Genomic DNA, 21748 nt, shown 5'->3' with positions numbered 1-21748 from the left:
TTATGCAGAAACGAGTTCTGCAGAATCTTGCGCGATAACCCATTCTTCATTGGTTGGAATAACCACTGCGATTGGGCTGTTATCTGTTGTGATCACACCTGATGCACCGAGCGTTGCTGCTTTATTTTTCTCTGCATCAACTTGGTAACCAAACATAGTTAAGTAAGCTAATACTTTTTCTCGGATTAGTGCAGAGTTTTCACCAATACCACCAGTAAATACGATTGCATCAATACGACCTAATGGTACAGAGTAACCTGCAATATATTTAGCTAAACGGTATGTCAGCATATCAATCGCTAAAGTAGCACCTTCATGGCCTTTTTCATAATTACTTGCCACTTCACGTAAATCACTTGAAATACCCGATATACCTAGCAGACCACTTTTCTTCTGTAGTATATCCATTACTGCTTCAAGAGTGTAACCTTCATTAGTAACAAGATGATCAATAATGCTTGGATCGATGTCACCACAGCGAGTTCCCATTATTAATCCTGCAAGTGGTGTCATTCCCATACTTGTATCAACACATTGTCCGTTCTTAATCGCAGTAACAGAAGCACCATTACCTAAATGTGCAGAGATAATGTTCAGCTCATCCATTGGTTTATTTAATGCTTTTGCAGCTTCTCTTGTTACAAATAAATGGCTTGTGCCGTGCATACCGTAACGACGGATATGTGCATCTTTATATAAGTTGTATGGTAATGCATACATAAATGCTTTCGCTGGCATTGTTTGATGGAATGCAGTATCAAACACAGCAACTTGAGTTAGTGTAGGGAAAGCTTTTTGTGCTGCTTTAATACCTAAGATATGTGCAGGGTTATGTAAAGGAGCAAGTGAAGCACATTCTTGAATACCTTCTAATACAGCCTCGTCAATGATCACTGATTTAGAGAATTTTTCGCCACCATGTACAACACGATGTCCTACTGCAATGAATTGCTCAGCAAGACCATCAATTTTCTTGATGATATCTTCTACAATAAAGCTGATTGCTTCAGAGTGGGCACTATTTTCAGGAAGGTTGGCTTCTTCTTTTTTGCCATCAAATTTCCATTTGATGCGTGCGTCAGGAAGGTTAAAACATTCCGCCAAACCACTGATGACTTCATCACCATTGTTTGCATTAATGACGGCGAATTTTAGCGAAGAACTACCACAGTTGAGTACAAGGACTAATTTATTGCTCATGAAGAATTCCAATCAGTAAAATATAAGCTTAAAATATCAAAACAAAGTTTGATATTGCGTTAGGATATAATTGTATAACTTAATTGATACTTAGCATTTGGTGACATTGCTCACATTAAGCTATGATTTGAATTTTACGCTTATGTAATAAAATTACAAACATCAATTTAATAAAAATTATTTGAAATCAAAGTTAATGTAAACATTTTTCATTGATTATTAATAATATTAATATTGACCATTTATTTTTCTTAAAGGAGCGCTTATTTGCTTAACTTTTTTAGCGTGTTAAAAGAAGGCGACCGTTATCTAAAAACGTGGCCTAAGCAACGTTGTTTATACTCTTTATTTGTTGATAGTAAAATGGCGTTTTACACTCAACTTCTGATTAAAATATTTCCTGTATTTATAATGCTTGTGGCTTCACTATATATTTTGTTTCCAATTTATTTCCCTTGGCCAAGTACCGCAACATTTATTCTGTTTTTGATTGGATTGCCGGTTCATTGTCTTTTATGGTTGGGTAATCGCTCACAACAGTCCTTGTCGCCTGCCTTGTTTACTTGGTATGTTGAAATTAGTGATGTATTAAATGGTCAGCAGGAAGGGCAAAAAGTAATGATTGATAACCCTAAATTCATCGATTTAGCAAAATTATTGAATAAAGGCTTTAAAAAAGGGGGCGATAATTTCTTGTATAATAACGAATTAATCTAATTTTTTTGAAACACTTCAATATTAAAATCGCATTCAATTTTCCAATTCGATTGAGTCAGTAATAAAGCCAATTTCTCTTGTGTGAATTTCCATGCAAAAGGGGTCATGTTGATAAGGTCTTTTAATTGCTGCTCTTGCTCAATTATTAGTTCATAATTGAGGTTAATTTGCTCTATTTTAGTGAAACCATTTATGGCTTCATTCTCCTGTAAATGTGCTTCTACCTGCTCATAAATGACTTCGCGTAGCTGATATAAATGGCGAGGAGCTGGCGTAACTGTAATTAAATAACCATTTTTTTTAATAACTCGCATTAATTCTTCTGCTTTTGAAGGTGCATAGATGCGTGTTATTAGATCAATGCTCTCGTCAGCTAATGGAATTTGATAAGCACTCGCGACACAAAAGTCGATATTTTTATAACGTTTTGCTGCATAACGTATGGCTACTTTAGAGATATCCAAACCGCATATGTGGTGAGATGATACCTGCTGGCTAATAAGAGCTGTGTAATAACCTTCTCCGCAACCTAAATCTAAAACACTTGCTTGCTCTACATTGGTTAAATAATGCTGAGTTGTTTGTGCCACTTTTTCTGCTAGGGCTAAATAACCACCAGTATTTAAAAATGCACGTCTCGCTGACATCATTTCTTTATTATCACCGGGATTTTTTGAGCTTTTAGATTGCACGGGCAGTAAATTTAAATAACCTTCTTTTGCGATATCAAAATGATGATTATTTTCACAGACCTGAGTTTTATCTTGTCGATTGAAAGAAGCTTGGCAAAGGGGGCAAATAAAAGAGGTCATAGTATTTTCTGTATTGATTAAAAGGCAATAAAGAAATAGCGAAAGTAATGAGCACACTTTCGCTATTTTAAGGAATATTATTTAGAAAATAACATCGGGATGATATTGTTGTAGCACTTGTTGTACTGCAATCATCGATTCTCTTGTTGGCGGATGAACGCCATCTAGTGGATAAATTTCACCCATTGCAGTCCATTTGTGCTTACCTAGTTCATGATAAGGAAGCATTTCAATCTTCACTATATTCTTCATTGGTTCGATAAATTTACCTAATGCATGTGCATCGTCAAGATCGTCGGTAATACCTGGTACAACCACATAACGTAAATAAACTGCTTGATTATGATCGGCTAAATATTTAGCAAACTCTAAGGTGTACTTATTACTCACATGCGTGAGGTCGATGTGCTTTTTATTATCCATCTGTTTGATATCTAATAGCACTAGATCTGTATGGTCTAGAATATCTTTAGTTGTTTGATCTATTTTGCGTACAAAACCGTTGGTATCTAAGCAAGTATGAATGCCTTCTAAACGACAGGCTTTGAACATAGCTAATACAAACTCAGGTTGTAACATGGCTTCGCCACCTGAAATAGTGATACCACCACCAGATGCTTCCATAAAATTACGATATTGCAGTAATTCTTTCATCAGTTCTTCAACAGTCGTTTCTTTGCCTGCTTCAGTATCCCAAGTATCACGGTTGTGACAATATTTACAACGCATTAAGCAGCCTTGTAAAAAGATAATAAAGCGGATCCCTGGTCCATCAACGGTACCGCAGGTTTCTATAGAATGAACTCGTCCAGTGACTGACATTTTGTAACCTCATAAAAACTGATTATTTATATTTGTTCTTTTATGAAAAAATAATACAAATAATCATTTTGGTGTGGATAAAAAGAAAGGTTTCATCCGTTAAGATGAAACCTTTTTAATTATAACAGGCAAATGAAAGCATTCACCTTAATAATTGTAATTTATAGCGTTGCTGTAAATGTACGAGTGATTACATCACTTTGTTGTTCTTTAGTTAATGAGTTAAAACGAACAGCATAACCAGATACACGGATTGTTAGCTGAGGGTATTTCTCAGGGTGATCCATCGCATCTAATAATGTTTCACGATTCATCACGTTTACGTTTAAGTGTTGTCCACCTTCAATTTCTGGTGTGTGCTTAAAGTAGCCATCCATTAAACCAGCTAGGTTCGATTTTTGTGAATCATCAGTTTTACCTAATGCGTTTGGTACGATAGAGAATGTGTAAGAAATACCATCCTGTGCGTAAGCAAACGGTAGTTTAGATACTGATGTTAATGATGCTACTGCACCTTTCTCATCACGTCCGTGCATTGGGTTTGCGCCCGGTGCAAAAGGAGTACCAGCGCGACGGCCGTCAGGTGTGTTACCTGTTTTCTTACCGTATACAACATTAGATGTAATAGTAAGAATAGACTGTGTTGCACGTGCGTTACGGTACATTGGACGTGATTTGATTTTTTTCATGAACGTTTCAACAAGTTCACAAGCAATATCATCAACACGTGGGTCGTTATTACCAAATTTAGGGTAATCGCCTTCGATTTCAAAGTCAGTTGCAATACCATCTTCGTCACGAACTGGTTTAACCGTTGCATATTTAATTGCCGCTAATGAATCCGCTGCAATTGAAAGACCCGCAATACCACAAGCCATTGTACGTGTTACGTCACGGTCATGAAGTGCCATTAATGCTGCTTCATAGCTGTATTTGTCGTGCATGTAGTGAATACAGTTTAGTGCTGTCACGTATTGTTCAGCCAACCAATCCATGAAGTGATCAAGGTTTGAGTAAACTTCATCGTAATCTAATACTTCAGATGTGATCGCTGGTAACGTTTTAGGACCCACTTGCATTTTAGATTTTTCATCAACACCACCATTGATTGCGTATAGAAGTGTTTTTGCTAAGTTTGCACGTGCACCGAAGAATTGCATTTGTTTACCAACAATCATTGGTGATACACAACAAGCAATCGCATAGTCATCGTTGTCAAAATCATTACGCATTAAATCATCATTTTCATACTGGATTGAAGAAGTATCGATAGATACTTTTGCACAGTATTTTTTGAAGTTAATAGGTAGTTGTTCTGACCATAATACAGTGATGTTAGGCTCTGGAGAAGGACCCATAGTGTATTGTGTATGTAAGAAACGGAAGCTGTTTTTAGTAACAAGTGTACGACCGTCAACACCCATACCACCAATTGACTCTGTTGCCCAGATTGGGTCACCAGAGAATAGGTCATCATATTCAGGAGTACGTAAGAAACGAACCATACGTAGTTTCATTACTAAATGGTCAATTAATTCTTGTGCATCAGTTTCTGTGATTAAGCCTGCTTTAAGATCTTTTTCGATGTAGATATCTAAGAATGAAGCGGTACGACCAAATGACATTGCTGCGCCATTTTGAGACTTGATTGCCGCTAGGTAACCAAAGTACGTCCATTGGATTGCTTCTTTAGCATTTTTTGCTGGACCTGAAATATCATAACCGTATTTAGCGGCCATTTCTTTCATTTGACCTAAAGCTCGGTATTGCTCGAAGATTTCTTCACGTAGTTTTAATGTATCTTCTAAACAAGAACCTGCGATTAACTCTGCTTCTAAGCTCTTGTGTTGTGCTGCTTTTTCAGTCATTAAGTAATCAATACCGTAAAGTGTTACACGACGGTAATCACCAATGATACGACCACGACCATAAGCATCAGGTAAACCTGTTAATACACCTGATTTACGACATTTTAAAATGTCGCCAGTGTAAACATCAAATACACCTTGGTTATGTGTTTTACGGAATTCAGAGTAAGTTTGTTTGATGCCTGGATCTAATTCTTTACCGTAAACTTTACAAGAACCTTCAATCATACGAATACCGCCGTTAGGGATAATCGCACGTTTTAATGGAGCTTCAGTTTGTAAACCAACAATTGTTTCTAATTCTTCGCTGATGTAGCCAGCGTCATGTGCAGTAATTGTTGAAACAACATCAGTATCAAAATCTACTGGAGCATGTGTGCTGTTTTCTAGCTTGATGCCTTCCATTACTTTTTCCCACAACTTATCAGTTGCTGGTGTTGCATCAGCTAAAAAGCTTTCATCACCTTCATAAGGTGTGTAGTTTTTTTGGATAAAGTCACGTACGTTAACTTCAGTTTTCCAAGTGTCGCCAGCAAAACCTTCCCATGCTGATGCAAATTCTTCGTTTAATTTTGTCATAAAGATTTACCTTTATCGTTAGTGATTAAAAAAGTTATAAAATCTTGTTTCGCGTATTCGTTATAAAAACGATAACTCAATACTGTTACTCTATTTTTACAATGCTTTTTGCCTATAAAAATAAAGCATCAAAAATAAATCCTATTTAATGTTGGACTGAAATACAGAGTGCAACAAAAAACAGTAACTAGGCATAAAAAGGCAAACATGGTATCGACTGTTTGGATGTTTAAAAGTGGCCTAGTCGTTAACATGAATTCAGTTTAACAAATGATTTTTCATATAAATTGATTTACATCAATTAGGATAAAAATCCTGTAATTAAATTACAGTTTGATCTTAAATTAGTCATTTTCAGTGCAATATTATAGAAAATAAAAGTCTTTTTTTGTTTTTTTAGTTATTTATTTTCAATTATGAATAATTGTAGGAATATTCCTTCTTCATTGAATACGCGTTTTTGTGATGAATTGTCAATTTGTTTGCTTTAAAAAAAGATTATTCAATTTATACTTTTTTTATATGCTTTAATTGTTAATGAGTTCTCTCATTTAATGATGAATTAGCTCGACGAGTATAGCACCTAGTTTGAATCCGGTATGGAGGAATTGCTTTATGAATGTTCAAATTCTCATCACGATCACAGGTTTGTATCAAGCGGACTTAATTAAACACCTTTCTGAAAAAACACATGCTTTAGAAGGTAAATGGTTAGCCAGTAAAATTAATCATATTGAACAGCAAATGGCTGGCTTGATTAAAGTCGAAATCCCATTGAATAAAGTGGAAACATTACTGAGTCATTTTCAAGCTTTACCTATTAACCTTGATTGGGTTGAACTAAAGCGTTTGCCGAAAGAAAAATCTAACCATTTTATTTTATCTATCGATGCTAAAGATCGCACTGGCTTGGTTAATGATATTTCACAAAAATTAAGTGAAAACAGTATTAAAGTTGAAAATATGGAGTGTAATCGAATTGGACTACCTGACATTGGTGGAACGGTATTTACTAGCCAATTTCATATTGCTGTGTCTGATGTTTTTGAAAAACAGGTGTTAATTAATTCGTTACAATCCATATCAGATGATTTAGTTATCGAAATTAATGATCTTTAATCTGTATCGGAGCTTGTAAAAAAGGCGCTAATAATTAGCGCCTTAATGTTTAGAGTTATTACACTTTATTATAATAAAGCAGGTAATCCATATTGTTTCTCAAACATACCTACTGCTAGCATCGCAATTAAACAAACTAACAATACAGACCCCGGTATGATCACTTTATCTATAATTGAAAGGCGTTTTGCGCGTTCTTTATCACCAATTAAACCATTATTATCAAGTAACATAGTTAATGCCCAAGCTAATACTGGGTTAACCACTGCAGCAGTAAAGATACAAATACCAGCGGCTTGAGAGTCTTTAGTGTTTTTAATCATTTGCATGCCAGCTTCTAGTAACGGTAGGAATACACCTACTAACAGTGCAATTCTCATTACTGGCGGCCAAACTGCCACATCCATTGGGAACCCAAGGAAAGCAATTAGCATTACTAAGCTTCCTAAGATAATCGATCCTGCTGGAATAGGGCGTTTAGCGATAGCGGCAGGGATCATGTAAGTTCCCCATGAAGAAGTAATATTACCACCACCAACTGCTGTACCAACGATTTGACGAATTGAACACATAGTCATCGTATCATCAACATCCATTAATACTTTTTCAGTTTTCTTAGGGTAATTTAATTCTTGGAAAATACGGTGCCCTAAGAAGTCAGGCGACCACATAGCAACCGCTAAGATTGCAAAAGGTAATGAAGCAATAAAGTGTTGAAGATTTGGTAAACCTAGCATCCAACCTTCTGTTGTACTTCCCCACCAATAAACAGGGTTTAAGTTTGGTAAGCCCATTTCAGTTTCAAAGGTTAAGTTAAATCCTGCACCTAATACTAGCGCGACAATAAGACCTGTAATTGCACAAGCTGGGATTGCCAACCAACGTTTATTGATTTTAGCTAAGAAAGCATAAAGGATCACGTTAACTGCTAATACCACTAAGCCAACATAGCCCATGCTACCTGCGACAACATCCGTAGACTCTAAGCCTCTTGCCCAATCTTGAATTTGACCAATTTGACTAAACGCTCCTGTAAAACCAAGGAATACTAATAAACCACCGGCAACACCTTCACCTGTTAAATTAACCAGTTTAGAGCCACCTTTAAAGTAACTTAGCAATAAACCAAAAACACCTAATAAAATAGCTAATGCTAGAGGGTGTGCACCCGCTAATGCAATTGCGCCAATTAAAGGGATCATTGGACCATGATTCCCAGCAAGGTTTGCTTTAGGGTTCACAAAGCCAGATGCAACAATACAGAATAGAAAGGCAGGAATAAGCATTTCTACTCGTGCAACTTCGATTGCAAAGTCTTTACCTAAGGTGATGTGTGCCCATTGTTCAGTTAAACCGTCGGCCCAAGACATCATTACCGCAGAATACATTGCAATAATGCCAATGGTTCCCGCAATTGCTGGAACAAGATCTTCCCATTCAAAGCGGAAATCTCGGCCTGGTAAGTTTAAACCATAACGTCGAGGTTTCATTATTTGTAGCTCATGATCTAAATAATCTGAGCGTGTTGCAAACTCGCTAGCGGGTTTATGTAACTCACTATAACTTTTAGTTTGTTTATCTTCCGGCATTGAGGAAGTACTCCCTTACATTGTTAAATTAAAAATGGTGTATAAAGTGGTAATTAATCGCTGTTAAGAGGGTAACAACGACCTGTAATTTGATTAAGAATATTTAATAAGTGAAGCTTAACTAAAGTTACCAAATTGTGATTGATCTGGATCAGAATAGTTACATTACTGAAATAAAATTACATAAAGATAGTCGATCTATAACAAATGGTGTGAAATAAGCCGATTTTTTTAAATAAAATTTCTTTTTTGAAATGTTAGCTGAAAGTTTTAGTTTTAAGTCATGGTGTTAGAATAACTGCTGGCGGTAAAAGTGTTTACCGCAGAGCAATAAATTATAGCAATTCTTGCATTTCTTCTAATATTTGTAAGCACCAATCACTAATGCGTTGGTCGCTCAGCTCATATTGTGTATCTTCATCTAATGCTAAACCAACAAAATGTTGCCCATCTTCTGTGAGCGCTTTAGAGGCCTCAAATTGGTAACCTTCCGTTGGCCAAAAGCCAATGTAGCGCGGGTTTTGTGGTAATAATTTTTCATGTAACATGCCAACAGCATCGACAAACCATTCGCTGTAACCATCTTGATCTCCTAACCCAAAAAGAGCGACGATTTTATTATTTACATTAAGTCCGTCGATTTCGTCCCATAATTTTCCCCAATCTTCTTGGAGTTCACCAAAATCCCATGTGGAGATACCTAAAATGAGGATATCGTAATCATTTATCTTGCTTAAACCCTCATCTTTTATGTTAAATAGGTCTACTAATGATTCTCCTAGCTCTGCTTGAATCTTTTCTGCAGCAATTTCTGTATAACAAGTGCTAGAGCCATAAAATAAACCGATTTTCATACGTGACCTTTGGATAACTATTTAAAGAGTCGCTAATTTACCGTTAAGGCAGCCGAAATGGAAGTATTAAGCATTGAACAATTTTTAGATTCGCTTTGGTTAGAAAGGGGGTTATCAAAAAATACCTTAGATTCTTACCGCCATGACTTAACACTTGTAGAGGTTTATTTACAAAAGCAATCAATTAATTTAAACCAAGCTAGTGCGATGGATTTGAATGATTATTTTGAATTTAGGTTAAATGGAAAAATAGACTACAAAAATACATCTACAGCTCGATTAATGAGTGCTATTCGTCGCTATTACCAATATTTATGTCGCGAAAAAATTCGCGAAGATGATCCCAGTGCAAAACTAGAAAGTCCAAAAATTGTAAAGCCCTTGCCTAAATCATTATCAGAATCGGAAGTCGATGCTTTACTGGGTGCCCCTGATTTAAAGGATCCCGTGCAATTCCGTGATAAAGCAATGTTAGAGGTGCTATATGCAACAGGATTACGTGTGTCTGAGTTAGTAGGATTAACAATGGAGGCGATCAACTTACAACAAGGTGTTATTCGAGTGACCGGTAAAGGTAATAAAACTCGATTGGTACCACTAGGTGAAGAGTCAATTCACTGGTTAGAGCGTTATATTGAAGAAATGCGGTCGACGTTATTATCTGGTCAAAGTAGCGATGTGTTGTTTCCCAGTCGAAGAGGAGCTCAAATGGTCAGGCAAACCTTTTGGCATCGTATTAAATATTATGCACAGCTCTCCGGTATTAATAAGGAAGCATTATCTCCTCATGTTTTACGTCATGCTTTTGCAACGCATTTATTGAATTATGGTGCAGACTTACGGGTTGTACAAATGCTATTAGGACACAGTGATTTGTCCACCACTCAAATCTATACCCACATCGCAAAAGATAGATTAAAAGCATTGCATAGTGAGCATCATCCTAGAGCTTAAGCAATATTCTCACTATAAAATCATAGCCTTGTCATAAAGCCGCCAATAAAAGTGATGTATCACAGAGTCCTCTTTTATTCCTTGAAAAGGGATAACGGATTTGTGTCTTTTGCATTCACTTTATGATTGAATAGAGGCATAATCAAATGTTATTACTTTTATTTCTAGGAATTTTTTATGTCCATATTAAGTGTAAAAAAACAGTTCGCTGCCGTTATCGTGGGCATGTTAATGACTTCTAGTAGCTTTGCTGCTGTTTCAGAGGAAGTTAATGCATTATTAAATCAAAAGTTACAGGCTTTAAGAGTGAATGTGCAAGCTATCAACGAGTCTCCTGTAAAAGGCTTATATGAAGTGGTTAGTGATGGTGCCATTTATTATGTCAGTGAGGATGGAAAGTTTCTTATTAATGGCAGTATTTACGACATTGATAACGGAATGCAAAACTTAACAAGTAACAAAGTAGAAGAGTTACGCCGTGCGAATACTGAAAAATACTTTGTAAAAATTAAAGAGTTTGAAAAAGACATGATTGTTTATAAAGCGGATAATGAGAAATACGTTATTACTGCTTTTACTGATACAAGTTGTGCTTATTGTCAAAAATTGCATTCAGAAATGGCAGATTATAATAAAGCGGGGATCACTATTCGTTACCTTGCTTTTCCTCGTGGTGGAAAAAACTCCAGTGCTTACAACAAAATGGTGTCGGTATGGTGTTCAGACGATCCTAATGCAGCCATGGATCAAGCAAAGAAACGCCGTTCAATCAAATCAGTGTCTTGTGAAAACAATGTAATAGACCAATATAATCTAGGTGTTGCTTTAGGTATTACTGGGACGCCAACATTATTCTTAGAAGATGGCACAGCAATGCCTGGTTATTTACCTGCAGATCGTTTACTTCAGGTATTACAACAAAAAAACTAGACTAAGGCTTCTGCTATTGGTCTATTCATAATAAACTGCATTGATATTTCCTTATCGTGCAGTTTTTTTATGTCCTCAGAAACAACAAAAACACAAATACAGCAACGACCTGAGGTCGATGCCAGCTTATTATCACTATCTTGTTCTCCTTTATTAACGAAACTCTACGCTAGTCGTGGTATTACTGCTGCGAGCGAATTAGATAACAGTACTAAAACGTTAATTCATGCTAATCAATTAAAAGGCATTAGTGACGCTTGTGAATTGTTATATCAAGCTTACCTTAATAGTAAAAAGATAATGATCATCGGTGATTTTGACGCCGATGGTGCAACCAGTACAGCATTGAGTGTGCTATCACTTAAAGCATTGGGCTTTCAAAATGTTGACTATCTGGTACCAAATAGATTTGACTATGGTTACGGATTAAGTCCTGAGGTTGTTGACTTAGCAGCACAACAAGGTGCTGAATTATTAATGACTGTGGATAATGGTATTTCAAGTTTGAGTGGCGTCGCTCATGCTAAAAGTATCGGGATCCAAGTTTTAGTCACGGATCATCACTTACCGGGAGAGGGGATTCCCGATGCTGATGCGATTGTAAATCCTAATCAAGTTGGTTGTTCTTTTCCTAGTAAGCATCTTGCCGGAGTCGGTGTCGCATTCTATGTCATGCTAGCGTTGCGCTCGTTAATGCAAGAAAAGGGCTGTTTTACACATTTTCCTGCGCCAAACTTAGCCAACTTTTTAGATATAGTGGCGCTAGGTACCGTCGCTGATGTGGTTAAACTTGATGAAAATAACCGAACTTTAGTTCATCAAGGGTTAGCACGTATTAGAGCGGGCGTGTGTCGCCCTGGTATTAGTGCTTTGATTCAAGTGGCTAAACGAAACCAACAACAGCTAGTTGCGACAGACTTAGGATTTTCATTGGGCCCTCGTTTAAATGCAGCGGGGCGTTTGGATGAAATGAGTCACGGTGTAGAGTTATTGTTGTGTGATGATTATATGCGTGCAAATACGTTAGCCAGTGAGCTCGATGCACTGAATTTATCTCGCCGAGAAATAGAACAAAGCATGCAGCAAGAAGCCATGTTGAGCTTACAAAAACTCTCAATCGATCAAGATAATTTACCCTTAGCCTTGTGCTTATTTGAGCCTGATTGGCATCAAGGTGTGATTGGGCTCGTTGCATCACGTATCAAAGAAAAGTATTACCGTCCTACTTTTGCTTTTGCGCGTGCGAATGATGGTGAAATCAAAGGTTCTGCTCGTTCTATCCCGGGAGTTCATATTCGCGATATGTTGGATTTGGTGGATAAAAAAATTCCCGGTGTGATTTTAAAGTTTGGTGGTCATGCCATGGCGGCTGGGCTCAGTTTATTAGAAAAAGATTTTCATTTATTTAATGATACCTTGAATGCCATTTTGAAGTCCGAAGTTGAACCTCATTTATTACAAAATGTGATTTTGTCAGATGGTGAATTAGAGCCAAGTCAATTTGATCTAAGTATTGCCCAAGAGCTACGCGATGCAGGTCCTTGGGGACAAGGCTTTCCTGCGCCAATCTTTGATGGTGTTTTTGAGTTAAAGCAACAACGAATCGTCGGGTTAAAACACTTGAAAATGGTACTGCAACAAGGAGATAAACTCATTGATGCTATTGCTTTTAATATCGATCCAGAAGCATGGCCTAACCTTTCAGTGAAACAGGTTTCCTGTGTTTACAGCTTAGATATTAATGAATTTCGTGGGCAAAGAAGTGTACAATTATTGGTGCAGTTGTTGGAGCCTAAAATGTAAAAAAGGGTTGGTAAGTATATGCTTACCAACTTTTTGTGTTATACCGCTCCTGGAAAGTCTAGCTGACGCCAAGCTTCATAAACAAACACTGACACTGCATTAGATAAGTTCATTGAACGACTATCTTCGCGCATTGGGATACGTAATTTCTGCGTTAGTGGTAATGCATCTAATATGGATGCTGGTAAACCACGAGTTTCTGGACCAAACAATAAAACATCACCTTCTTGAAAGTTTGCATTGTGATGGTAAGTAGTGGTTTTAGTGGTACAAGCAAGTAAACGCTTTCCTTCAATCGCTTTTAAGAAACTATCAAAATCTTTATGTTGGTGAACATGTGTCATCTCATGATAATCAAGCCCTGCTCGTCTTACTTTCTTTTCATCTAAATCAAATCCAAGTGGCTCTATTAAATGTAAAACGCAACCTGTGTTCGCACATAGGCGAATGATATTGCCCGTATTAGGCGGAATTTCTGGTTCGTATAATGCAACTTCAATCATGTTTGAACTCTATTGTTAATGGTGAATGGTTTAATGCTAAGTATGGTAGCGATATTTTAAGCTTATTGATATGCGGTGATGCTTAAAAACGATATTTTTTGATCAGGTGATGAAAGTGAATAAACAGGTTATAATGGCGAATTAAATCTTCTGGGTTATTTGATTTATGGATATTTTACAGTGAATGAATCGACGCAAGCAGAGCAATACGGACATTTAGTTAAACGTGCTGGTCAGGCTGCTATTATTGCAGCCTCTTTATTAATTATGGTTAAGCTTATTGCGTGGATAATGACTGGCTCCTCAAGTATCCTTGCTGCTTTAACTGATTCTTTAGTGGATGTTTGTGCTTCCATCATTAATTTATTTGCTATCAAAGTTGCGATACAACCTGCGGATAAAGAGCACCGTTTTGGTCACGGTAAAGCTGAAAGCTTAGCCGGTTTAGCGCAGGCTGCCTTTATTTCAGGCTCAGCTGTATTTCTTATGTTTAATGGTATTTCTGCTTTAATAAATGGGAATACTATTACAGCTAGTAATGTCGGTATTGGCGTAATGTTGTTCTCGGTACTTATCACTATTTTGTTAGTGTTATTTCAAGCCTATGTCGTTAAGAAAACAAATAGCGTCGCGATTAAAGCGGATTCATTGCATTATCGTACTGATATTGTGATGAATGCTGCTGTATTATTCGCTATTATGTTGGCCGGTTATGGCTGGGGCTGGGCTGATGGGGCCTTTGCCATTGCAATTAGTTTATATATTTTGCATGGTGCATGGGAAATAGGTAAACAATCTGTTGATGCGTTAATGGATAAAAAATTGCCGAAAGAAGATGAAGATCTTGTGCTTAAGCTTGCTTATGATATTGATGGTGTCCATGGTGTGCATGGTCTAAGAACCCGTTCGTCGGGTTATGTTAAGTTTATTCAGCTACATTTAGAGCTAGATGACGATCAAACCTTGCTTGCGGCACATGATAAAGCAGATGAACTTGAATTCGCTTTATTAAAAGCTTTCCCTGAGTCTGATATTTTGATCCATCTTGATCCTATCTCAGTCGTACCAGAAGAAAATCGTAATAATAAAATAAATTTAGAGACAACATAAGTTTGTCAGTAAGGGTTAGTACATGGAAGTGATGGCAAAAAAATTGTGGGATAAAATACGAGAAGAGGCGTGGACAAGCTCTGCCAATGAACCTATTTTAGCAAGCTTTTTTTATTCAACGATTTTAAACCATAAAGACTTAGCTTCAGCGTTAAGTTACCAACTCGCTAACCGTTTAGATAGCAGCACTATGCCAGCTATTCTTGTTCGTGAAGTGATTGACGATGCTTTTTCAAGTGATCCAACACTGTTAGAGAGCGCAATGGCTGATATTATTGCCGTCCAAGAGCGTGACCCTGCGGTTGAAGAATATTCAATTCCTCTTTTATATTTAAAAGGCTTTCATGCTATTCAAATACATCGTGTTGCACATTGGTTATGGCAACAGGAGCGTGTGGCATTAGCTTTATATTTGCAAAACCGTAGCTCGGTTATTTTTGGTGTTGATGTACATCCAGCTGCTACTATCGGTAAAGGTATTATGTTTGACCATGCGACTGGTGTTGTTATCGGTGAAACGGCTGTGATTGAGGATAATGTTTCGTTATTACAGGGCGTGACATTAGGGGGTACGGGTAAAGAATGTGGTGATCGTCATCCTAAGATTCGCCAAGGTGTTATGATTGGTGCGGGTGCAAAAGTATTAGGTAATATAGAAATTGGTGTTGGTGCTAAAATCGGTGCAGGTAGTGTTGTGCTAGAGGCTGTGCCTGCGCATACAACCGTAGCAGGCGTACCTGCTAAGATTGTTGGAAGACCATCATGCGATATGCCATCGATGTCTATGGAGCAAAACCTATAAAGGTTTTGCTTTAATCTTCTGAGTCAACATAAGCAAAGCGTGCTTGACTCTTTCCTTCTATTTCAACTTCTTCCAAAAACATAGTTAGTGGCCTTACCCATAAAGCACCTTCACCATATAAAGGGCGGTAAACAACCATTTTTTCTTCTGTTTCACTATGCGTTGCGATATCTTCCACCTGATAAAAATTACCTTTATAGTGCTTATATTTACCTATTTTTAGTTCTTTTGACATTTTGCTCCTTAAAAAATAAAAATTATTATTGTGCTTGTTATTCATGTTTAGATTAACATGGTGGCAGTTTAAAGGCGATTTAACTCTTTTTTCTTAAAAACTAAAAACAAAGGTTGAATAAGCGCTCTAGAATGCTTATTCTCGTGCCATTCCAGTTAACTATGTGTATTTTGTATTAAGGGCATTTAAATGACATTCGAGCTATTAGAGAAATTAGAAAATAAAATCAACCAAGCTGTAGAGACAATTGCATTATTGCAAATGGAAGTAGAAGAGCTTAAAGAAGACAAAGTTAACTTATCAAATAAAACCGAGCAGTTACAATCTGAGAATATTCGTCTGAATACAGAGCACAAACAATGGCAAGAACGTTTGAGTGCATTATTAGGTAAGATCGAAGAAACTGAAGAAAATATCGATTAAAATTATTGTAAACAATACTGCATTAAAAAAGCCCAATTAAATTGGGCTTTTTGCTATCTGGTGTTTGCTTAACGTAATGACGATAATGAGAGCGTTTTATTAAAATACATCTTCTTCGTCAGCATCTTCATCATCAAGCACCAATGGCTCGGGAGAGATAATAATACCTGTGCTATCAGCATATAAGAAATCTTCAGGTAAAAATGTCACGCCAGCAAAGTTAACGGGAACATCGGTTTCACCAATATCGTTATCATCAGCACCTACAGGCATTGCTGTAATTGCTTGAATGCCAATATCTAATTCTTCAAGTGTGTCTATTTCACGAACACAGCCATTAACGACAATACCTTCCCAGTCGTTTTCAACAGCTAGTTCTGCGATATGCGCATTGATTAAAGCTCGGCGTAATGAACCACCGCCATCAATCAGTAATACTTTACCTGCACCATTTTCTTCTAGTGCTTTATAAATTAAACCAACAGATTCAAAACACTTAACTGTAACGACTTCACCCGCAAAGGAGGTGCGACCGCCAAAGTTAGTTAGTAATGGTTCTGCTACGTCAATTGTATCTGCGTAGATATCACATAGGACAGAAGTATTGTATTGCATGTTCATGCTCACTTTTTATGATGAAGTTAAATTCAGTATAAACTTAACAGATGCTATTTCAATCTTATTCTCTGGAAATTTTTTGAAAATTAGACTAAGAATTTTATTAATCTAATTCATCAAAGGTACTGCGCTCAAAAGATTTTTCACAGTAATGACATTTCAATTTTAAGCTATTTTTTTGGTGTACATAAAAGCGTGTATTAACGGGTTCATTATGGCTAATACAATTGCTATTCGGGCATACCAATACGCCGATAAATGAACTCGGTAATTGTACTTGGAATTTATTAACTACTTTAAAGTCTTTAATTTGATTAATGGTTGCATTAGGTGCAAATAATGCCAATTGATTCGCTTGCTGATCATTAAAAAAAGTATTTTCAATCTTGATCAAGTCTTTACCTTCACCATTATGCGTAGCTAGGTTGAGACCTATGGTGATTTTCTCTTTAGTTTGAGTGAATTTAAAAAACTTTAAAATTTTCACTCCCTGTTGAGCTGGAATATGGTCAATTACTGAACCGTGTTCAATGGCTTCTACTTGTAATTTCTTTTGCATCATAAAACCTTAAGCGTTTGCTTGAAAATGATTGGTTAATAATAAAGCGAGTAATGCTTGGCGAGCAAAGACACCATTTTGTGCCTGTTGGAAATAATACGCATAAGGCGTGTCATCTACATCGATATCTATTTCATCAATACGTGGCAGTGGGTGTAAAACTTTAAGATTCACTTTAGCATTACTGAGCATCCCAGCATTAAGTAGGAAAGCAGATTTCATGTGCTGATATTCAGTTTCATCAAAACGTTCCTTTTGAACACGAGTCATGTACAAAATATCTAAATCATCAACCACTTCTTCAATACTGTTATGCAATGAGAAGTTAATACCACGTTCATTCAATTCTTCTGTAATGTAATCTGGCATTGCCAAAGCTTCTGGCGAAATAAAATAAAAGTTACAGTTAAACAGTGATAATGCTTGTGCCAGCGAATGCACAGTACGACCATATTTTAAATCACCTACAAAGGCGATATTTAAGTTATCTAATCTTGATTGCGTTTCATAAATGGTAAACAAATCTAATAAAGTTTGAGTAGGGTGCTGGTTGGAGCCATCTCCGCCATTGATAACAGGGATTGAAGTAAATTCTGAGGCTAATCGTGCAGCGCCTTCCTGTGGGTGACGCATAAAAAATGCATCGGCATAAGAAGAAATAACCTTGACCGAGTCGGCTAATGTTTCGCCTTTTTGTGCTAATGAAGTGTTGCCGCCACTATCAAAACCAATCACGCTGCCACCTAAACGCTGTACCGCTGTTTCAAAGGATAAACGAGTACGCGTAGAAGCTTCAAAAAAACAACTTGCAACTACCTTGTTTTTTAACAATTCAGGTTGTGGTGTTTTCTTTAAAGATTGGGCTGTTTGTAAGATTAATTCTAGGTCTGAACGGGATAAATCAGGAATGGAAATAATATTTTTTTGGTATAGCGGATTGTTCATTTTATTACACTCATGTTATCAAACAAAGTTGTCGGGATAAGTGAAGCTGATAATAAATAAAATTATATCACTATCAATTCCATTTGTTGCTATTTATCCTTATTTAAACGCTAAATATTAACAACATGGATTGGGTTTATTGATAATAAAGGTTATTCTAAAAATAGATTTCTTTGTGAGTGAGTAACGATGCTAAAAGTGTGTGGTTTGTTAGTAATAAGTTTCCTTTGTTCAAATGCTGTTGCTAAACAGTGGGAAGAATTACAGCCCTTATTACCTAAAGGAACACAGGTTTCTTACTTAGTGGTTGATGCGAAACAAAAAGATCTTATTGCAAATTATCAAGAAGAAACCTTAAGAACTCCTGCCAGTGTGCAAAAGCTGTTGACCGCCACGGCCGCTAAGCTTTATTTAGGTAAAAACTATCGTTACCAAACCACCATCGAAGGCAATAGAAGGTTTATTAAAAAAGGGGGCTTCTCAGGTGATTTAAGTTTCTACTTTACTGGCGACCCGACCTTTACCCGAAAAAATATTAGAGAAATGCTGCAAAGTTTAAAGCATTTAGGTATTAGAAAGATACAAGGGAATGTGCTGCTAAATAATAGCCATTTTAATGGCTACCAATGGAGTGATGGACAAGCTTGGAATGATTTAGGTGTCTGTTATACCGCTCCTTCGAACGCTATTGTGGTTAATCGAAATTGTGTATTAGGAAATTTAAGCTTAGCGAATAAAGATGATAAGCAAGCGACTCTATTTATTCCACAATATGAACCTGTCGATATTACCAGCCAAGTCGCCGTGGTATCAAAAGAGCAAAAAGAGAAGCAGTTTTGCGCTTTAGAAGTAACTCGAAATAGTCATAATACTTACCATCTTTTAGGTTGTATGTTGCCTCGTAAACGACCGCTGCCACTGGCTTTTGCGGTGAATGATCCTGAAACCTATGCACAACAAATTGTTGCTGATGAATTAAAAAACTTAGGCATTAAGCTAACTGGTAAAGTGCTTGTTGATAATAAGGTAAGAGGGAAGTCTTACCAATCGGTTTTAGTGTCACATCAATCACCAGAGTTAGATGAATTATTAAATGTGATGATGAAAGAGTCTGATAACTTGATTGCTGATAGTTTATTTAAAACCATGGGCGGGCGCTATTTCAAGCAGCAAGGTAACTTTAGAAATGGAACTAAAGCAGTTAAAGCTATTTTAAAAGCAAAAGGCTTGGATCTTGAAAATGCTTATATTGCTGACGGCTCTGGCTTATCTCGTCACAACTTGATGAGTGCAGAGTTATTTATGTCTGTGATGCAGTTTGTTTACGCGCATGATAAGCAATTAAGACTATTGGACACATTCTCCATCTCTGGTGTGGATGGTACCTTGAAGTACCATAAAGGGGTCAATGCGAAAAAACTCAAAGGCAAAGTGATTGCTAAAACGGGGTCATTAAAAGGGGTGGCTAACTTGGTCGGAGTGGTTAAAAGTCGTTACGGTGATAAGTTATTTGTATTAATGATCAATGGATACAATAAACAAAATAGTTCGATTGACGCAGATATTCCTAGAGATCCTGAAGCCTCATTGTATTTATTTGAAAAAGCGTTTTTTAATAAAATATATAATTTCAAATCGAAAGGTTAATGGATTTAAACCTTATTTGATTAAGAACCAATGAGCTGGTTTGCCACTGGAGAACAAAGTCACTTCTGAAGAGTTTTCAATCTTTTTTATATCCACTGCATCGCGAATATGTAATGGATAGCTAAGGCCATCAAAATCAAGTAAAAAGCAGCTGTTATCACTTTCAACCATTAAACTTTGCCATGAAAAGTGTCGGTTTTCGCTAACGATAATAGGTGCTTGAATGCGTGATACTCGGCTTGAAAAATTCAATCCATCATCGGTTGCTTCAAAAATGATCATTTCACATTGATCACCTGCACACCAATCTAAAAGAGCAATCGCATCATCGCGCCCATCACCGTTTAAATCAAAGCGAACAGAATTAAATTGAGTTTCTTTAGGATCAGTTCTATGAATTTTAAAGTATTTTTTAAGTGCTGCTTTAACTTCTAAATCAATGCTTTGTTCTGGGTTAATAAGTTCAGCTGTGAATTGACGTTTGATTTGAATATTGTGTTGATCATCCAAGTCGGTTTGTTGAGCGTCTTGTTTCTTGAATACCAATGCCTGATCAAATTCAGTAACAGCATTATCTTGATTGACTTGGTGAGTCACTAACTTGTCGCCATCACGAGTTAATATCAGCTCTTCTTGTATCATTTTAGTGTTTTCATTGGTTAACATAAGTACAACGGTTTCTTCTGTGTTACTTTTCCAAAAACCTGTCTTTTCGCTTAGCTGTCCATCCGTTGTTTGTTGGTATTTAAGAGTATGATCTTGCTTTAGCGTTAACTTAATAGCTTGCGATTGATTAACATATTCGCCTTTAAACAAAGCCACATTACTTAAATGTCCTGATTCACCACATCCATTAAATTCGCCATAAATACTATTAATTTGCGTACGGAATCCCCAGTATTCTTGATTGTCGAGCATGTAACAGTGCTCTGGTGTTATTTCAAGGAAGAGTTGCTCGCCTTTATCATTAACACCTTTTAAGTAATTGACGCTACTTGTACTAAGTTCAATCTTATCTAATTGATAGGACTCATTGCTCGCTTTGTTTGCAAAAAATAACGTTTGCTCATGAGCATTGATTCGCCAGTAAGGGTCATTGCCTTTTGCTTTGAAATCAAAGGTATCAATTGCTTTTGCACATTGCAGAGATATCTTTTTCGCAGCCATGTGATGCACTCTTTCAACATCAATCACAATAGGTGAATCTGAGTTGTAGTGATCTGGAAAGTTTACTTCCCCCGAAAACTCGATATAGACAGGATCTTCTTCATCTTGAGCATCGATGATGGTGTCATATATATCATAGAGCTCTTCATTATCAGAGATTTCATATTCAATCTCACTATCACAGGACTTGAAATAAGCTTGAGCACCATCGTAATTAAGCTGGCCTCTGAAACTTGCTTCAGAAACCTGTGAATAAGCTTTGTAGTTAACACCAAGAAAGGCAAGGTTTTCTTTTATTCTAGAGGTCGTTGAAGAGCATGCTGATAAGGCGAGTATAACTGGAGCAACCAATAATAAAGGATGTGAAAAACGCATAGCTAGCCTAATCAAGTAACAATATGAAAATATAAATAATAACTATTATAACAGGAGGAAAAATAACTTTCTTTAGTGATTTAGTTGTTAACTTCTTATTTTTTAGTAGAAGTTGGG

At 36.7% G+C, this 21748-nt stretch carries 21 protein-coding genes; 9 read left to right on the top strand and 12 right to left on the bottom strand.

What is annotated here, in order from left to right; translation table 11 throughout:
- Positions 1 to 1200 carry an acetate kinase gene (locus E2R67_RS04645; RefSeq protein ID WP_134289767.1) on the bottom strand — a complete coding sequence of 400 codons (1200 nt, stop codon included), beginning with the start codon at positions 1198 to 1200 and terminating at the stop codon, positions 1 to 3.
- 267 nt (positions 1201 to 1467) lie between these two features.
- Between E2R67_RS04645 and yfbV the strand changes: the two genes are divergently transcribed.
- Positions 1468 to 1917 (top strand): terminus macrodomain insulation protein YfbV, encoded by a 450-nt coding sequence (yfbV, locus tag E2R67_RS04640; protein ID WP_134289766.1) that lies wholly within the window; start codon positions 1468 to 1470, stop codon positions 1915 to 1917.
- On the opposite strand, the gene rlmA is transcribed toward yfbV, so the two are convergent.
- The 3 genes from rlmA to pflB all read right to left on the bottom strand — a co-directional run bounded on the left by rlmA (position 1914) and on the right by pflB (position 5998).
- On the bottom strand, positions 1914 to 2729 hold the full coding sequence (rlmA, locus tag E2R67_RS04635) for a 23S rRNA (guanine(745)-N(1))-methyltransferase (RefSeq protein ID WP_134289765.1): 816 nt from the start codon (positions 2727 to 2729) through the stop codon (positions 1914 to 1916). The genes yfbV and rlmA overlap by 4 nt on opposite strands.
- An 81-nt stretch (positions 2730 to 2810) precedes the next feature.
- On the bottom strand, positions 2811 to 3551 hold the full coding sequence (gene pflA / locus E2R67_RS04630; RefSeq protein ID WP_134289764.1) for a pyruvate formate lyase 1-activating protein: 741 nt from the start codon (positions 3549 to 3551) through the stop codon (positions 2811 to 2813).
- Positions 3552 to 3712: 161 nt separating this feature from the next.
- Positions 3713 to 5998 (bottom strand): formate C-acetyltransferase, encoded by a 2286-nt coding sequence (pflB, locus tag E2R67_RS04625; protein WP_134289763.1) that lies wholly within the window; start codon positions 5996 to 5998, stop codon positions 3713 to 3715.
- A gap of 615 nt (positions 5999 to 6613) precedes the next feature.
- On the opposite strand from pflB, the gene E2R67_RS04620 reads away from it, so the two are divergent.
- Positions 6614 to 7117, top strand: a complete 504-nt coding sequence (locus E2R67_RS04620) for a glycine cleavage system transcriptional repressor (protein ID WP_134289762.1) — start codon at positions 6614 to 6616, stop codon at positions 7115 to 7117.
- A gap of 68 nt (positions 7118 to 7185) precedes the next feature.
- On the opposite strand, the gene E2R67_RS04615 is transcribed toward E2R67_RS04620, so the two are convergent.
- The gene (locus E2R67_RS04615; protein WP_134289761.1) at positions 7186 to 8706 is read right to left on the bottom strand and encodes a DUF3360 family protein; all 1521 of its coding nucleotides are present in this window, start codon (positions 8704 to 8706) and stop codon (positions 7186 to 7188) included.
- 335 nt (positions 8707 to 9041) lie between these two features.
- Positions 9042 to 9560: a flavodoxin FldB gene (gene fldB / locus E2R67_RS04610; RefSeq protein ID WP_134289760.1), complete on the bottom strand. Its 519-nt coding sequence runs from the start codon at positions 9558 to 9560 to the stop codon at positions 9042 to 9044.
- Positions 9561 to 9617: 57 nt separating this feature from the next.
- Between fldB and xerD the strand changes: the two genes are divergently transcribed.
- The 3 genes from xerD (at position 9618) to recJ (ending at position 13247) form a co-directional block, all read left to right on the top strand.
- The gene (gene xerD, locus E2R67_RS04605) at positions 9618 to 10514 is read left to right on the top strand and encodes a site-specific tyrosine recombinase XerD (RefSeq protein ID WP_134289759.1); all 897 of its coding nucleotides are present in this window, start codon (positions 9618 to 9620) and stop codon (positions 10512 to 10514) included.
- 177 nt (positions 10515 to 10691) lie between these two features.
- Complete coding sequence (gene dsbC, locus E2R67_RS04600) at positions 10692 to 11444, top strand: bifunctional protein-disulfide isomerase/oxidoreductase DsbC (protein ID WP_134289758.1); 753 nt, start codon at positions 10692 to 10694, stop codon at positions 11442 to 11444.
- A gap of 69 nt (positions 11445 to 11513) precedes the next feature.
- Positions 11514 to 13247: a single-stranded-DNA-specific exonuclease RecJ gene (recJ, locus tag E2R67_RS04595; RefSeq protein ID WP_134289757.1), complete on the top strand. Its 1734-nt coding sequence runs from the start codon at positions 11514 to 11516 to the stop codon at positions 13245 to 13247.
- Between the two features lie 38 nt (positions 13248 to 13285).
- Here recJ and trmL read toward each other — a convergent pair whose 3' ends face one another.
- Positions 13286 to 13750: a tRNA (uridine(34)/cytosine(34)/5-carboxymethylaminomethyluridine(34)-2'-O)-methyltransferase TrmL gene (trmL, locus tag E2R67_RS04590; RefSeq protein ID WP_134289756.1), complete on the bottom strand. Its 465-nt coding sequence runs from the start codon at positions 13748 to 13750 to the stop codon at positions 13286 to 13288.
- A gap of 180 nt (positions 13751 to 13930) precedes the next feature.
- Here trmL and E2R67_RS04585 point away from each other — a divergent pair, with 180 nt between their 5' ends.
- Positions 13931 to 14860, top strand: coding sequence for a cation diffusion facilitator family transporter (locus tag E2R67_RS04585; RefSeq protein WP_134289755.1), 930 nt, complete (start codon positions 13931 to 13933; stop codon positions 14858 to 14860).
- Between the two features lie 22 nt (positions 14861 to 14882).
- Positions 14883 to 15662 carry a serine O-acetyltransferase gene (gene cysE, locus E2R67_RS04580; RefSeq protein WP_134289754.1) on the top strand — a complete coding sequence of 260 codons (780 nt, stop codon included), beginning with the start codon at positions 14883 to 14885 and terminating at the stop codon, positions 15660 to 15662.
- Positions 15663 to 15672: 10 nt separating this feature from the next.
- Here the strand turns inward: cysE and E2R67_RS04575 are convergent, their stop codons facing one another.
- Positions 15673 to 15897 carry a DUF1653 domain-containing protein gene (locus tag E2R67_RS04575; RefSeq protein WP_134289753.1) on the bottom strand — a complete coding sequence of 75 codons (225 nt, stop codon included), beginning with the start codon at positions 15895 to 15897 and terminating at the stop codon, positions 15673 to 15675.
- Between the two features lie 189 nt (positions 15898 to 16086).
- Between E2R67_RS04575 and E2R67_RS04570 the strand changes: the two genes are divergently transcribed.
- Positions 16087 to 16320, top strand: coding sequence for a cell division protein ZapB (locus E2R67_RS04570; protein WP_134289752.1), 234 nt, complete (start codon positions 16087 to 16089; stop codon positions 16318 to 16320).
- A gap of 99 nt (positions 16321 to 16419) precedes the next feature.
- Here E2R67_RS04570 and rraA read toward each other — a convergent pair whose 3' ends face one another.
- From rraA to pyrB, 3 genes are all read right to left on the bottom strand, one after another.
- Positions 16420 to 16935, bottom strand: a complete 516-nt coding sequence (gene rraA / locus E2R67_RS04565) for a ribonuclease E activity regulator RraA (RefSeq protein ID WP_134289751.1) — start codon at positions 16933 to 16935, stop codon at positions 16420 to 16422.
- A 106-nt stretch (positions 16936 to 17041) separates the two neighbouring features.
- On the bottom strand, positions 17042 to 17497 hold the full coding sequence (pyrI, locus tag E2R67_RS04560) for an aspartate carbamoyltransferase regulatory subunit (protein WP_208379460.1): 456 nt from the start codon (positions 17495 to 17497) through the stop codon (positions 17042 to 17044).
- Positions 17498 to 17506: 9 nt separating this feature from the next.
- Positions 17507 to 18442, bottom strand: a complete 936-nt coding sequence (gene pyrB / locus E2R67_RS04555; protein WP_134289749.1) for an aspartate carbamoyltransferase — start codon at positions 18440 to 18442, stop codon at positions 17507 to 17509.
- A 198-nt stretch (positions 18443 to 18640) separates the two neighbouring features.
- Here pyrB and dacB point away from each other — a divergent pair, with 198 nt between their 5' ends.
- The gene (gene dacB, locus E2R67_RS04550) at positions 18641 to 20089 is read left to right on the top strand and encodes a D-alanyl-D-alanine carboxypeptidase/D-alanyl-D-alanine endopeptidase (RefSeq protein WP_445177030.1); all 1449 of its coding nucleotides are present in this window, start codon (positions 18641 to 18643) and stop codon (positions 20087 to 20089) included.
- Between the two features lie 12 nt (positions 20090 to 20101).
- Here the strand turns inward: dacB and E2R67_RS04545 are convergent, their stop codons facing one another.
- Complete coding sequence (locus E2R67_RS04545) at positions 20102 to 21631, bottom strand: COG3650 family protein (RefSeq protein ID WP_134289747.1); 1530 nt, start codon at positions 21629 to 21631, stop codon at positions 20102 to 20104.
- Positions 21632 to 21748: the final 117 nt, after the last annotated feature.

Origin of the sequence: Psychromonas algicola (assembly GCF_004378355.1) — a bacterium.
In the GTDB taxonomy this organism is placed as follows: Bacteria; Pseudomonadota; Gammaproteobacteria; order Enterobacterales; family Psychromonadaceae; genus Psychromonas.
The sequence above is the reverse complement of the archived record's forward strand: the minus strand, read 5'-3'. Positions and strand labels throughout refer to the sequence as shown.

Excerpts from the sequence above, each read along its gene's own strand:
- E2R67_RS04645 (WP_134289767.1), bottom strand. The coding sequence starts at position 1,200 with ATGAGCAATAAATTAGTCCTTGTACTCAACTGTGGTAGTTCTTCGCTA.
- rlmA (WP_134289765.1), bottom strand. The coding sequence starts at position 2,729 with ATGACCTCTTTTATTTGCCCCCTTTGCCAAGCTTCTTTCAATCGACAA.
- pflA (WP_134289764.1), bottom strand. The coding sequence starts at position 3,551 with ATGTCAGTCACTGGACGAGTTCATTCTATAGAAACCTGCGGTACCGTT.
- pflB (WP_134289763.1), bottom strand. The coding sequence starts at position 5,998 with ATGACAAAATTAAACGAAGAATTTGCATCAGCATGGGAAGGTTTTGCT.
- E2R67_RS04620 (WP_134289762.1), top strand. The coding sequence starts at position 6,614 with ATGAATGTTCAAATTCTCATCACGATCACAGGTTTGTATCAAGCGGAC.
- E2R67_RS04615 (WP_134289761.1), bottom strand. The coding sequence starts at position 8,706 with ATGCCGGAAGATAAACAAACTAAAAGTTATAGTGAGTTACATAAACCC.
- fldB (WP_134289760.1), bottom strand. The coding sequence starts at position 9,560 with ATGAAAATCGGTTTATTTTATGGCTCTAGCACTTGTTATACAGAAATT.
- xerD (WP_134289759.1), top strand. The coding sequence starts at position 9,618 with ATGGAAGTATTAAGCATTGAACAATTTTTAGATTCGCTTTGGTTAGAA.
- dsbC (WP_134289758.1), top strand. The coding sequence starts at position 10,692 with ATGTCCATATTAAGTGTAAAAAAACAGTTCGCTGCCGTTATCGTGGGC.
- recJ (WP_134289757.1), top strand. The coding sequence starts at position 11,514 with ATGTCCTCAGAAACAACAAAAACACAAATACAGCAACGACCTGAGGTC.
- trmL (WP_134289756.1), bottom strand. The coding sequence starts at position 13,750 with ATGATTGAAGTTGCATTATACGAACCAGAAATTCCGCCTAATACGGGC.
- cysE (WP_134289754.1), top strand. The coding sequence starts at position 14,883 with ATGGAAGTGATGGCAAAAAAATTGTGGGATAAAATACGAGAAGAGGCG.
- E2R67_RS04575 (WP_134289753.1), bottom strand. The coding sequence starts at position 15,897 with ATGTCAAAAGAACTAAAAATAGGTAAATATAAGCACTATAAAGGTAAT.
- E2R67_RS04570 (WP_134289752.1), top strand. The coding sequence starts at position 16,087 with ATGACATTCGAGCTATTAGAGAAATTAGAAAATAAAATCAACCAAGCT.
- rraA (WP_134289751.1), bottom strand. The coding sequence starts at position 16,935 with ATGCAATACAATACTTCTGTCCTATGTGATATCTACGCAGATACAATT.
- pyrI (WP_208379460.1), bottom strand. The coding sequence starts at position 17,497 with ATGCAAAAGAAATTACAAGTAGAAGCCATTGAACACGGTTCAGTAATT.
- pyrB (WP_134289749.1), bottom strand. The coding sequence starts at position 18,442 with ATGAACAATCCGCTATACCAAAAAAATATTATTTCCATTCCTGATTTA.
- E2R67_RS04545 (WP_134289747.1), bottom strand. The coding sequence starts at position 21,631 with ATGCGTTTTTCACATCCTTTATTATTGGTTGCTCCAGTTATACTCGCC.